At 70.5% G+C, this 12,046-nt stretch carries 10 protein-coding genes and 1 pseudogene; 5 read left to right on the forward strand and 6 right to left on the reverse strand.

Annotated elements, in window-relative coordinates; all coding sequences use genetic code 11:
- The first annotated feature begins 88 nt into the window (after nt 1-88).
- A complete protein-coding gene (locus RR3_RS18225) occupies nt 89-1,489 on the forward strand; it encodes a DUF7159 family protein (protein ID WP_017682229.1) in 1,401 nt (466 codons plus the stop codon).
- Nucleotides 1,490-1,558: 69 nt separating this feature from the next.
- The gene (locus RR3_RS18230) at nt 1,559-1,984 is read left to right on the forward strand and encodes an ATP-binding protein (protein WP_017682228.1); all 426 of its coding nucleotides are present in this window, start codon (nt 1,559-1,561) and stop codon (nt 1,982-1,984) included.
- A gap of 122 nt (nt 1,985-2,106) precedes the next feature.
- Here RR3_RS18230 and RR3_RS18235 read toward each other — a convergent pair whose 3' ends face one another.
- From RR3_RS18235 to RR3_RS18255, 5 genes are all read right to left on the reverse strand, one after another.
- The gene (locus RR3_RS18235; RefSeq protein ID WP_017682227.1) at nt 2,107-2,547 is read right to left on the reverse strand and encodes a response regulator; all 441 of its coding nucleotides are present in this window, start codon (nt 2,545-2,547) and stop codon (nt 2,107-2,109) included.
- Nucleotides 2,544-4,199 carry a sensor histidine kinase gene (locus RR3_RS18240; protein ID WP_064066708.1) on the reverse strand — a complete coding sequence of 552 codons (1,656 nt, stop codon included), beginning with the start codon at nt 4,197-4,199 and terminating at the stop codon, nt 2,544-2,546. The genes RR3_RS18235 and RR3_RS18240 overlap by 4 nt, the downstream gene beginning before the upstream one ends.
- A complete protein-coding gene (locus tag RR3_RS18245; protein ID WP_017682225.1) occupies nt 4,196-5,458 on the reverse strand; it encodes a PP2C family protein-serine/threonine phosphatase in 1,263 nt (420 codons plus the stop codon). The genes RR3_RS18240 and RR3_RS18245 overlap by 4 nt, the downstream gene beginning before the upstream one ends.
- Before the next feature lie 115 nt (nt 5,459-5,573).
- The gene (locus RR3_RS18250; RefSeq protein WP_082900334.1) at nt 5,574-6,875 is read right to left on the reverse strand and encodes a YibE/F family protein; all 1,302 of its coding nucleotides are present in this window, start codon (nt 6,873-6,875) and stop codon (nt 5,574-5,576) included.
- 376 nt (nt 6,876-7,251) lie between these two features.
- On the reverse strand, nt 7,252-8,517 hold the full coding sequence (locus RR3_RS18255; protein ID WP_017682223.1) for a pyridoxal phosphate-dependent aminotransferase: 1,266 nt from the start codon (nt 8,515-8,517) through the stop codon (nt 7,252-7,254).
- 146 nt (nt 8,518-8,663) lie between these two features.
- Here RR3_RS18255 and RR3_RS18260 point away from each other — a divergent pair, with 146 nt between their 5' ends.
- The 3 genes from RR3_RS18260 to RR3_RS18270 all read left to right on the forward strand — a co-directional run bounded on the left by RR3_RS18260 (nt 8,664) and on the right by RR3_RS18270 (nt 11,327).
- Entirely contained in the window at nt 8,664-8,867 is a 204-nt protein-coding gene (locus tag RR3_RS18260; RefSeq protein ID WP_003938894.1) for a cold-shock protein, read from the forward strand.
- 197 nt (nt 8,868-9,064) lie between these two features.
- Entirely contained in the window at nt 9,065-10,216 is a 1,152-nt protein-coding gene (locus tag RR3_RS18265; protein ID WP_010593273.1) for an alkane 1-monooxygenase, read from the forward strand.
- Between the two features lie 166 nt (nt 10,217-10,382).
- Nucleotides 10,383-11,327, forward strand: coding sequence for a type IV toxin-antitoxin system AbiEi family antitoxin domain-containing protein (locus RR3_RS18270; RefSeq protein ID WP_048772063.1), 945 nt, complete (start codon nt 10,383-10,385; stop codon nt 11,325-11,327).
- Between the two features lie 133 nt (nt 11,328-11,460).
- On the opposite strand, the pseudogene RR3_RS18275 reads toward RR3_RS18270, so the two are convergent.
- Nucleotides 11,461-12,046 (reverse strand): annotated as a pseudogene (locus RR3_RS18275) (Fe-S oxidoreductase); the annotation flags it as partial.

Here is a 12,046-nt window from a genome sequence, read left to right on the forward strand (position 1 = left end):
GGGTCTGTCCGGACCGTTCGGTAGCATCGGGCGGTCGGGATGCGCCGGGGGAGGCTGTGCGGCGCAAAACACGATCAGAAGGCGGCTGATGAGTTCGGTTCTCGGGGTGACCGCAGGGACGAGTGCCGTCCGGATCGTTCGTCCGATCGATCCGGACGCACCCTCCGCGGGCTACCAGTTCCAGGTGGTCGAGACCAGACGGGACGACCCGGCACGCCTCGCGGCGCAGACCGTGGGCGTGCTCGTGCAGGCCGGCATCGCGGGGGAGAGCGTCGAGCGCGCGGGCCTGGTGTACCGCGACGCCGCCGAGGCCGAACGGCTCCGCGCCGCGATGGCCGAGCAGGGACTCGACCGCTACCGGCTCGTCGGCGAGTCCGAAGCCGCACTGACGTACCTGCGGGCCACCGGCGAGCTCACCGCCGACGTCGCGGTCCTCTACGACCTCGGCGCGTCCGGGCTCACCGTCACCGTCGCCGACCGCAGCACCGGCGCCGTGCACACCGAACGCACCGGGGCCGTCGCCGGGCGCCTGTTCGACGACGCGGTGCGCCTGCACCTGCTCGGCTCGGACGGCGTGTGGCGGCCCGACGACCCCGAGGACGAGGAGTTCGTCGCCCAGTGCCGGACGGCGAAGGAACAGCTGTCCGGCAGTGACGCCGTCGCCGTGCCGGGTGCCGCCGGGGTGATCCTCATGTCCCTGGAGACGTTCGAACCGCTGATCACCCCGCTCGTCGAGGGCTCGGCACGGTTCGTGCGCGACGTCGTGCAGCGGTCCGGCGCCCGGCCGGAGACGATCGTGCTGCTCGGCGGCGGGGCCCACGTCCGCCTGGTGCGCCGGGTGCTCGAGACGTGGACGAAGCTGCCCGTCGTGGTGCCGCACGAACCCGAACTCGTCCTGGCCAAGGGCGGTGCCCTGCGTGCCGTCGCCGCGGACACCGCGGTCACCGAACAACTCGCCGCCCCGGCCGCGACCGAACGCATCGTCCCGCCGGGCGGCACGGCGCCGCACCGCACCGAGCGGCTGCCGCGCCCCGCCACGCCCGCACCGGCCGACGAGACCAGGACACCGGGGCGGAAGCGGGCGGCGACCGCTCACGAACCGCACGTGTCCAAGCGGCAGATCAGCGGGGCCGGGCTGGCCGGCACCGCCCTGGGCGTCGTCGCCATGATCGGCCTGGCGCTGGGCGCCCAGAACACTCTCGCCGGCGACGACGAGTCGGAGACCCGGCAGACCGAGGTGATCGTGACGACGCCGTCGCCGACCCCGCAGCCGGCACCCGCCGTCGCGCCGGCACCGGCACCGACGACCACCACGACCGTCCCGCCGGTCGAGGACCCCACGACCGAGCGCGTGGTACCGCCTCCGCCGCCTCCCACGACGGCGCCGCCGCCGTTGATTCCCGGCCTGAACATCCCGGTGCCGACGCTGCCGCCACTGCCGCCGCTGCCCACGATCGAAGTGCCGCCGGAGCTGCGGCTGCCGATCTGACGGGCCCGGGCGCCGCCCGTGGGACCTCGTGTCCGATGGCGTCCGGCGCGACAGGTTAGAGTACAGACGATGTTTTCGCCGCAGAACACCCCGCTGTGCGACTCGGTCACGCTCGCCTATCGGCGCGTGCGCGCCGAGCCCGGTCAGCTGACCGTGCTGCGGCGTGCTCTCGAACGCTGGCTCGACGCGGTGCACGTGAGCCCCGAGCTGACCCGCGACGTGCTGCTGGCCAGCTACGAGGCGCTCGCCAACGCCGTCGAGCACGCCTACCGCGACGGCGCGTCGGGCACCCTCGACCTCGAGGCGACGCTCATCCCGGGCGACCGTCAGGTCGAGGTCGCCATCATCGACCGGGGCAGCTGGCGCGCGAACGACACGGACCCGGGTACCAGCTCCCGCGGTCACGGCCTCACGCTGATCAACTCCCTCTCGGACACGGCGACCGTGGCCCCGGCCGAGACCGGGACCGTCGTCACCATGCGCTGGAGCATCTGACGACAGCCGCACCGGCGGGGCGGGGAGCCTCCGTGGTGACGACTACCGGCTGTGACGACTACCGGCTGTGACGACTACCGGCAGTGACGACTACCGGCAGTGACGACTACCGGCGGTGACGACTACCGGCGGCGCGGCAGCCGGACGACCTGCACGAAGAACTCGTCGATCTGCCGGACCGCCCCGATGAACTGGTCGAGATCCACCGGCTTGGTGACGTACGCGTTGGCGTGCAGCCGGTAGCTGCGCAGGATGTCCTCCTCGGCGGCCGAGGTGGTCAGCACCACGACCGGGATGTCGGACAGATCCGGGTCGGACTTGATCTTCTCGAGGACCTGCCGCCCGTCGTACTTGGGCAGGTTGAGGTCCAGCAGGATCAGGTCGGGCCGCGGCGCCTCGGTGTAGGCGCCGCGCTGGTACAGGAAGTCCAGGGCCTCCTCGCCGTCGCGGACCACGTGCAGCTCGTTGCCGATCTTGTTGTCCTCGAAGGCCTCGCGGGTCATCAGCTCGTCGCCCGGGTCGTCTTCGACCAGCAGGACGTCGATGGGCTCGGCGGGGGTCATGCGGGGGCTCCTTCGAGGTCGGTGTCGGCCGGGGCGGGCGCTTCGGGTTCTTCGTCGGGCAGGGCCGGAACGGTGAAGCAGAACCGGGTGCCCTCGGTGTGCTCGGTGTCGATCCAGATCCTGCCACCGTGGTACTCGACGATCTTCTTGCACACCGCCAGCCCGATACCGGTGCCGGTGTAGACGTCGCGGCCGTGGAGACGCTGGAAGATGACGAACACCTTCTCGGCGAACTCGGGGTCGATGCCGATGCCGTTGTCCGCGACGCACAGCGTCCAGCTGCTGGGCCCGTCCTGGTCTCCCTCGTCCCGCTCGCAGGTGATCTGCAGGACGGGAGTGCGGTCGGGGTGACGGAACTTGATCGCGTTGCCCAGCAGATTCTGCCAGAGCATCGTCAGCAGGGTCGGATCGCCCGTGATCTCGGGCAGGTTCTCGGGACGCTCGACCCGCGCGCCGGACTCGTCGATCGCCGCGGCCAGGTTGGCCAGCGCCTTGTCCAACTGCTGATCCAGGTCGACGCGTACGTGGGCGTCGCTGACCCGCCCGACGCGGGAGAAGGTCAGCAGGTCGTTGATGAGGACCTGCATGCGCTTGGCGCCGTCGACGGCGAACGCGATGTACTGGGCGCCGCGCTCGTCGAGCTTGTCGCCGTAGCGCTTCTCGAGCAGCTGGCAGAACGAGGCGACCTTGCGCAGCGGCTCCTGCAGGTCGTGGGAGGCGACGTAGGCGAACTGCTCGAGCTCGGCGTTCGAGCGCCGCAGTTCCTCGGCCTGGGTGTCGAGGTCGGCCTTCTGCTGGGCGAGTTGCTGGTGCTGGGCGTGGGCGGCGGCCAGCGCGAACACGATGCGCCCGCGCATCTCCTCGACGTCCCGGGCCAGGATCCGGATGTCCTTCGGGCCCTGAGGGTGGATGTGCTGGTCGAAGTTGCCGTCCGCGACGACCCGCCGCGTCGCCGCACGCAGGCTGACCAGCGGCATCGCGACGAGGTTGTGCACCAGGACCACCATGAGCAGGCCGGTGAGCAGGAAGCCCGCCACCATCGCCACCAGCACGGAGTTGCGGATGGTCCGGGCGTGGATCAGGTCGTCGTAGCCGTCCGCGCGGGCCTGGACGAGTGCCGCGTTCTGCTCCTCGAACAGGGTGCGCATGGCGTCGAACGTCGTCCGGCCGCGCTCGGTGGTCGCGGGATCCACCGGTGCGGGGACGCCGGGGACGACGCTCGCGACGAGCGGGTCGGCGTAGTCGGCGCGCCAGGCCTCGGCCGCTGCCTCGATCTCGTCGACGTCGGCGAGCAGCTCCGGATGGCCGGTGGTGAACTCGCGCATCCGGTCGGCGGCCTCCTGCTCGACGCGTTTGCCGGTCAGGTACGGGGCGAGGAACTCGACGTCGCCGGTGGCGGCATAGCCGCGGGCGCCGGTCTCCTGATCCAGCAGAGCCGCCTGCAGCCGGTATGCCTCGGCGCGGGCCGGTTGGATCTGGTCGACGAGCTCGTCGGTGATCTGGGCGGTGCGCTGGATGAAGTACCCGCCCACGATGGTGCCGAGAACGACGAACACGGCAAGGACCGCGAAGGCGACCTGGAACCAACTCTGGACCGTCAGCCGCGAGCGCACCCGCTCGACCTTGGGTTCGGGCTTCGACGGGTCTCTCATGCCTGCTCCGTTGCCTTCTCGCTCCATCGCACGTGCACCACGGCCACGTCGTCGCCGAGTCCTCCGTGACTTTCCGCCAGGGCCTCGGCCCGGTCGATCAGGGTGTCGACGAAGGCCTCGGGCGTCAGGTGACCCTCCTCGCGGGCCAGCCGCAGCAGCCCCTCCTCGCCGAGGCGTTCCCCGCCGTCGCCGACCCGGCCTTCGAACAGCCCGTCGGTGAACAACATGATGCCGCCGCCTTCCGGCAGCTCCAACTCGTGCACGGGCCACGTCGACACACCGGGCAGCAACCCGATGGCGGGTCCGCCGGGCGCCTCGACCCAGTCGACCCCCCGAGGGCTGTGCAGCAGCAGACCCGGATGCCCGGCGCGCATCACCTGCACCCGGCGCCGGTCCGGCGACATCGCGAGACTGGTGAGGGTGGCGAAGTGCCGTTCGTTCGCGCGCTCGGCGACCATGATCCGCTCGAGCTTCTGCAACTGGGTGACACCCGTGACGCCGGTGACCACCAGGGTGCGCCAGGCGATCCGCAGGCTCACCCCGAGTGCGGCCTCGTCGGGACCGTGCCCGCTGACGTCGCCGATGAGCACGTGCACGGTGCCGTCCTCGGTCTGGACGACGTCGTAGAAGTCGCCGCCGAGCAGCGACTGCTCGCGTCCGGGCCGGTAGCGGGCCACGATGTCCACGTCGCCGGTGCCGTGCAGCATCGGCGACGGCAGCAGTCCGCGTTCGAGGCGGGCGTTCTCCCGGGCCTGCAGCCGGCTGGCCTGCAACGCGACGGCGGCGTGCTCGGCCTGCTTGCGCTGGATGGCGTAGCGCACGGTGCGGCCGAACAGGTCCGGCTCTACGCGTCCCTTGACGAGATAGTCCTGCGCGCCGGCGGCGACCGCCGCCAGGCCCGTCTGCTCCTCGGCGAGGCCGGTCAGCACCACGACCGGGACGCCGGCGGCGTACTGCTGGACCCGCGCGAGGGCGTCCATGCCCTGCGCGTCGGGCAGATGCAGATCCAGCAGGATGCAGTCGGGCAGGCCGGCGTCCAGTTCGGCGCGCGCCGCGGCCATCGTCTGAACCCATTCCAGGCGCATGCCCTGGGCGCTGTCCGCCACCAGTTCCTCGACGATGAGCGCGTCGCCCGCGTCGTCCTCGATCAGCAGGACCGACGGCTCCTCCCGGGCCCAGTCGGTGTCCAGAGCGACCGACGAAGTGGTGGTGCCGATTCCTGGTGGTGCGCCGGCAGGCCTGTGCTGCTCGGAGAACATGGCCCCTGCCCTTCGATCTCGCGTGCCGTGACTCCGGTTCCCTCGTTCCGGACGACAACAGAGGAAGAATACCTATCGTGCGCACGTTCCCCGACGCGCGCGGCCCCGGAAACGGTCACCGGGCATGCCGGCCCTTGCGGGCGACGGGCTCGGGGGCGCCGGGCCGGGCCAGCAGCGCGGCGATGCCGGTGGTCAGCGGAACGGACAGCGCCAGTGCGATGCCGCCCACACACGCCCGCACCACCTCGATGGCGACGGCGTCGCCGGTGAGCACGTCCGACATGGACCGGCCGGCGACGCTGAACAGCAGCAACAGCGGCAGGGCGCCACCGGCGTACGCCAGCACCAGGGTGTAGACCGTGCTGGCGATGTGGTCGCGGCCGACCCGCATCGCGGAGGAGAACACCTTCCGGCGCGAGGCGGTGGGGTCGAGGGCCGCCAGCTCGAACGCCGACGCCGCCTGGGTGATGGTCACGTCGTTGAGGACACCGAGGGAGCCGATGATGAAGCCGGCGAGCAGCAGGCCGGTGATGCTGACCTGTTCGAGGTACAGCTGCACGTCGGTGTTCTGTTCCTCGGACAGCCCGGTCAGGTGGGTCATCCGGATCGTGACGTACGAGAGCACGGCGGCGAGCAGCATCGACGCGAGGGTGCCGAGCAGGGCCGAACTGGTGCGCAGGTTGACCCCGTGCGCGAGATACAGCACGGCGTAGAGAATGATCGCGCCGCCGACCAGCGCGACGGGCACGGCGGGTTGGCCGTCGAGCAACGCGGGGAGCATGAACACCACGAGCACACCGAATGCGATCAGCAGGCCGAGCAGGGCGCGCAGGCCGCGCCAGCGGGCGACGGCGACGATGACCACGGCGAAGGCCGTGATGATGAGCGCGATCGGGAGGCCGCGGGCGTAGTCGTAGAACGAGTACTGGGTGGCGCCGGACGGGTCGACCTGCCGCACGAGCCGGATCTCCTCGCCGACGCGCAGGTCGGGCTGCCCCGGGCCCGGCCCGATCTCGAGCAGGGTGCGGGTGCCCTCGTTGGGGCCCGAATCGATCGTGACGATGCTGCGCTGGCACTGGTAGGCCTCGGTGGGAGGCGGGACGGGGTCGCCGGTGAAGGGGCGGCCGGCCGAACTGCTGCCGCACGCGCCGATGTCCTGTTCGACGACGGTGCCGGCCTCGGTGACGACGGCTCCGCCGCCGGTGGTCTGGAGCGGGGCCGGGATGTCGACGGCCTCGCGGCTCGGCCACAGGGCGACGGCGCCCGCGAGCACGGCGATGCCGATCACGACGAGGAGTCCGACGACGACCTTCGCGGCGGTGGGTCCGACGGGGACGGGTCCGGAGAAGTGGCCGTGTCCGTGCCCGTGTCCGTGTCCGTGGCTGGGGCCGGTGGGCTCTGCTCGTGTCACCGACACAGGGTAACGACGTGGTCTCGGTGAAGTCGCATCGCGGAGTCCGCGGTCACTCGCGGGGGAGATGGGCTGGTGGTGGCGGGGAGCAGGGGGGTGTCCCCGCCACCGTCGACCTGATCTCGCACAGGGGGGTGGCGATGATCAGGGAGCCCAGCACGCTGAGGTGCCGTAGACAAACGTACTGCTTCTGTCGGTCCGACGGGTAGTACCTACGGTGTGTCGGTCCTCACCGGAACCCGGCCGAACGCTCGTTCCCGGTTCGTGGTCGACGTCCCGGCCTGCGGCGATGCAGTTCGCATGGGGGTACATATACATTCGACAACGTTCGGCGTGTCGCGCATCCCGGGCGTGTCGTGACGGCGGTCGATTCTCGTGGAGATCACTGCTTGTAGCTGGACAGGAAGTTGCCGAACCGTTCGATGGCCACCGCGAGGTCGCGGGCCCAGGGCAGCGTCACGATCCGCAGATGGTCCGGATCCGGCCAGTTGAAGCCGGTGCCCTGCACCATCAGGATCTTCTCCTGCAGCAACAGGTCCTGGACCAGCTTCTCGTCGTCGTGGATCTCGTACACGTCCGGATCGAGGCGCGGGAAGGCGTACAGGGCGCCGCGGGGCTTGACGCAGCTCACCCCGGGGATCGAGTTCAGGCGCTCCCACGCGACGTCGCGCTGCTCGAGCAGCCGGCCACCGGGCAGGATCAGGTCCTCGATGCTCTGATGCCCGCCGAGCGCGACCTGGATCGCGTGCTGAGCCGGCACGTTGGGGCACAGGCGGGTCGAGGCGAGCAGGTCGATGCCCTCGAGGAAGCCGGCCGCGTGCTCCTTCGGACCGGTGATCGTCATCCACCCCGACCGGTATCCGGCCACCCGGTAGGCCTTCGACAGGCCGTTGTAGGTCAGGCACAGCAGGTCGGGGGCGAGGGTGGCCAGGGAGATGTGCTTGGCGTCGTCGTAGAGGATCTTGTCGTAGATCTCGTCGGCCAGGAGCAGCAGCTGGTGCCGGCGGGCCAGCTGCACCAGCTGTTCGAGCACCTCGAGCGAGTACACGGCGCCCGTCGGGTTGTTCGGGTTGATGACCAGCAGGGCCTTGGTCTTGTCCGTGATCTTCGACTCGATGTCCTCGATGTCGGGATTCCACTCGTTGGACTCGTCGCACAGGTAGTGCACCGGCGTGCCCCCGGCCAGGGACGTCATCGCCGTCCACAGCGGGTAGTCCGGCGCCGGGATCAGCACCTCGTCGCCGTCGTCGAGCAGGGCCTGCATCGTCATCGTGATCAGCTCGGAGACGCCGTTGCCGAGGTAGACGTCGTTGATGTCGAGCTTCGGGAAGCCCGGCACGAGTTCGTAGCGGGTGACGATGGCCCGGCGCGCCGACGCGATGCCCTTCGACTCCGAGTAACCCTGGGCGTGGGGCAGCGCGGCGATCATGTCCTGCACGATCGTCTCCGGCGCCTCGAACCCGAACGGCGCCGGGTTGCCGATGTTGAGCTTGAGGATGCGGTGCCCCTCCGCCTCGAGCCGCGCGGCGTGCGCGTGCACCGGCCCGCGGATCTCGTACAGCACGTTCTGCAGCTTCGCGGACTGCTCGAGTTTCCGGCTGATGCGGTGGTGAAGGTGGCCCTGTTCTCCTGTACTCACGGCGTCCATGGTGCCACCCGTCCGCAACCGGGTTTCAGCCGGATTTGGGGCGCGTCGCCGCGTCCACCGCGACGTTCGGCCCGAAAAGTGCAATCATGACGACTTGTGACCGTGGCGTCGGGGTGACGCGCGGGTGGATTGAGGAGTCGTACGGTATGGCACAGGGAACTGTGAAGTGGTTCAACGCCGAAAAGGGTTTCGGCTTCATCGAGCAGGACGGCGGTGGACCCGACGTGTTCGTTCACTACTCGGAGATCCAGGGTTCCGGTTTCAAGTCGCTGGACGAAGGGGCCCGGGTCGAGTTCGAGATCGGACAGGGACAGAAGGGTCCGCAGGCCCAGGGGGTTCGTCCCATCTGAGCGGGTTCGTCCCGACAATTCGGCGGCGCTGCACCTTCGGTGCGGCGCCGCTGCTGCTTTCGGTCCAGGTCACAACCCATTGGGCAGTTCGTCTCTTTTGTCCTACCATTCGGTAACATTCCGGCGCGTCGCGGGCATACGCATGTGGGAACCGTGATGTTCGGGGGATGGGCGAGACAACCAGGGGGTTGGTGTAGATGGTGGGGGACGGTGCCGCTGTGGCGCAGTGGCGGGACCGCAAGCGATACCTGTGGCTGTGCGGGCTCGCCGTCCCGCTGAGCCCGTTCGTCGCGTGGGTGCTCGTCGAGTACCTGCGTCTGGGACTCTTCTGGGCGTTCGGCGCGCTGCTGATCGCGGTGATCGTCCCGCTCGTCGATCGATTCACCGGCGTCGACAAGGCCAACCCGCCGGAAGAACTCGTGCGTGAGCTCGAGGAGGACCGGTACTACCGCTGGTGCACCTACCTGTACCTGCCGCTGCAGTACGCCGGTCTCGTCTTCGCCTGCTGGGTCTGGACCGTCGCGCCGATGGGCTGGCCCGAGCGGTTCGCGATGGCCGCCACCGTCGGCGTGGTCGGCGGCGTCGGCATCAACGCCGCGCACGAGCTCGGGCACAAGCGCACCGACCTCGAACGCCGGCTCGCCAAGATCGCCCTCGCCCAGTCCGGGTACGGGCATTTCTTCGTCGAACACAACCACGGTCACCATCTGCGCGTCGCCACCCCAGAGGACGCCGCGACGGCCCGGTTCGGCGAGACGTACTGGAAGTTCCTGCCGCGCTCGGTGTTCGGTGGCGTCCGGTCGGGCTGGCGGTACGAGCGCGACCGCCTGGCCCGTCGCGGGCTGCCCTGGTGGAGTCCCCGCAACAACGTCCTGAACGCCTGGGCGCTGACCGTCGTGCTGTACGCCGGGCTGATCGCGGTGTTCGGGTGGTCCGTCGCGCCGTGGCTGATCGTGCAGGCGGTCCTGGCGGTGATGTTCCTCGAGGCCGCCAACTACCTCGAGCACTACGGCCTGCTGCGCGAGCAGCGACCCGACGGTTCCTACGTGCGTGTGGCGCCCCGGCACAGCTGGAACAGCGACCACAGCTGCAGCAACCTGTTCCTCTACCACCTGCAGCGGCACAGCGACCACCACGCCAATCCGCTGCGGCGCTACCAGACGCTGCGCACGATGGAGGAGGCGCCGCAGCTGCCCGCCGGCTACGCCGTCATGATCCTGCTGTCGTTCGTTCCGCCGCTGTGGCGCAAGGTGATGGACCCGCGACTGCTCGACCACTACGACGGTGACGTCTCGCGCGTGAACCTCGATCCCGCACGTCGCGAGGAGCTCATCGCCCGGCACAGCTGACACCCGTATCCGGATGCTTGCACCCGATGCGGCCGTCGAATTCGGGTGCAAGGACGCGATATCCGGCGCAAGCTCGGCTGTCCACAACCGGGCGATCCATCCACAGATCGAGTCGGTCCCGCCGTCGTCGCAGTGTGCGCCCGGCCCGATACGGCACTGTGACCGCATGGGCGACGAACACGACATCATCCGGCGCGCTGCGGCCCTCGAGCGGGGCGTCAGCGATCGCGAGATCCGGCGACTGTGCGGGCGCGGGCACTGGCACCGCGTCCACCGCGGCGCTTACCTGCCGGCCGAGAGTTATTCGCAGCTCGACGAATACGGCCGCCACCACCGCCGGGCCGTCGCGGTGGCCGGGGCGATCCGTTCCGACGCCGCGCTCAGCCACGTCTCGGCCGCCGTCCTGCACGGCCTCGCCCTGTGGCACACCCCGCTGGACGACGTCCACCTGACCCGCAACCGCGCCGGGGGAGCGAAGCGCACGCCGGGACGGAACCTGCATGCGTCGCCGTTCGCTCCCGACGAGGTCACCGAGATCGACGGAGCGCGCGTGCTGACCGTCGCGCGCACCGTCGCCGACCTCGCCCGCACCCTTCCGTTCGAGCAGGCCGTCGTCGCAGGGGACCACGCCCTGCACACGTGCGGGATCTCCGTCGCCGACGTGACCGATGCGCTGGCGCGCAACGTCCGCCACCCCGGTCATGCGAAGGGCCTGCGCGCGGCGCAGTTCATGGACGGACGGAGCGAGAGCGTCGGCGAGTCCCGCAGCCGCGTGCTGTTCGTCCGCGCCGGACTTCCGATACCACTGACCCAGGCGACGGTCCACGACGCCCGGGGACGGTGGCTGGCCCGGGTCGATTTCCTGCTCCCGGACCACGGCGTGATCGGTGAGTTCGACGGACGCGTGAAGTACCGGGGCGACGACGTCGCGCCGGAGGAGACGGTGTGGCGGGAGAAGCAGCGTGAGGATCGTCTGCGCGACGCCGGCTGGACCGTGGTGCGCTGGGTGTGGGACGAGCTGGCCGTACCCCTGGTGGTCGCCGACCGCATCCGGGAGGCGATCACGCGGGCCGCGCGGGGCCCGCGGCCCACCGGGACGTTCAGGGTCTGAGGTCGAGCTTGCACCCGTCGTCGCGTGCTTGCCCCCGCTGTGGGCGTACGCAAGGGGTGCAAGGACGGTAGAAAGGGTGTCTGCTCGGGAAGACGACGACGCCCCCCACACGAGGTGGGGGGCGTCGCTGGCGTTACGAGCGCCGGCCGGGGGCCTTGGCGCCGGACCGGAAGCCCAGCGCGCCGGGCTTGGCCTGCGGGGGAGCCGGGGACTCGGCGCCATTGGTCGGCGAGGCCTCGGCGCCATTGGTCGGCGTTGCCTCCGCACCGTTGGTCGGCGTTGCCTCCGCGCCGTTGGTCGACTGCGTCTCGGGCTCCGGTGCCTTCTCCGGCGGGGCGTCCGGATCGGGTGCCTCACCCGGGGGTGCGTGCGCCGGTTCCGGTGCCTTTTCGGGGGCCGCGGGCTTCTCAGCCGGCTCGGGCTTTCCAGCCGGCTCGGACTTCTCGGCTGGAGCTGTCGGCGCGGCGGCCTTGCGGGCGCCGGGAGCCTTTGCTCCACCCTTGAAGGCCAGGCCGCCCGGCTTCGCCTTCGGCGGCTCGGGAGCCGTCGAAGTCTCGGCAGCGGGTGCTTCCGTAGCCGGTGCTTCCGCAGCGGGTGCTTCCGCGGAGGCGGGAGCCTCGGTGGCGGGAGCCTTGGCGGCCGGAGCCGCCGGGGCGGCCTTCTTGGCGCCCGGGGCCTTGAGCCCGCCCTTCATCTGCAGCCCGCCCGGCTTGGCCTTC

The sequence above is a fragment of the Rhodococcus ruber NBRC 15591 genome (assembly GCF_001894945.1).
GTDB lineage: Bacteria > Actinomycetota > Actinomycetes > Mycobacteriales > Mycobacteriaceae > Rhodococcus > Rhodococcus ruber.

Excerpts from the sequence above, each read along its gene's own strand:
- RR3_RS18225 (WP_017682229.1), top strand. The coding sequence starts at position 89 with ATGAGTTCGGTTCTCGGGGTGACCGCAGGGACGAGTGCCGTCCGGATC.
- RR3_RS18230 (WP_017682228.1), top strand. The coding sequence starts at position 1,559 with ATGTTTTCGCCGCAGAACACCCCGCTGTGCGACTCGGTCACGCTCGCC.
- RR3_RS18235 (WP_017682227.1), bottom strand. The coding sequence starts at position 2,547 with ATGACCCCCGCCGAGCCCATCGACGTCCTGCTGGTCGAAGACGACCCG.
- RR3_RS18240 (WP_064066708.1), bottom strand. The coding sequence starts at position 4,199 with ATGAGAGACCCGTCGAAGCCCGAACCCAAGGTCGAGCGGGTGCGCTCG.
- RR3_RS18245 (WP_017682225.1), bottom strand. The coding sequence starts at position 5,458 with ATGTTCTCCGAGCAGCACAGGCCTGCCGGCGCACCACCAGGAATCGGC.
- RR3_RS18255 (WP_017682223.1), bottom strand. The coding sequence starts at position 8,517 with ATGGACGCCGTGAGTACAGGAGAACAGGGCCACCTTCACCACCGCATC.
- RR3_RS18260 (WP_003938894.1), top strand. The coding sequence starts at position 8,664 with ATGGCACAGGGAACTGTGAAGTGGTTCAACGCCGAAAAGGGTTTCGGC.
- RR3_RS18265 (WP_010593273.1), top strand. The coding sequence starts at position 9,065 with ATGGTGGGGGACGGTGCCGCTGTGGCGCAGTGGCGGGACCGCAAGCGA.
- RR3_RS18270 (WP_048772063.1), top strand. The coding sequence starts at position 10,383 with ATGGGCGACGAACACGACATCATCCGGCGCGCTGCGGCCCTCGAGCGG.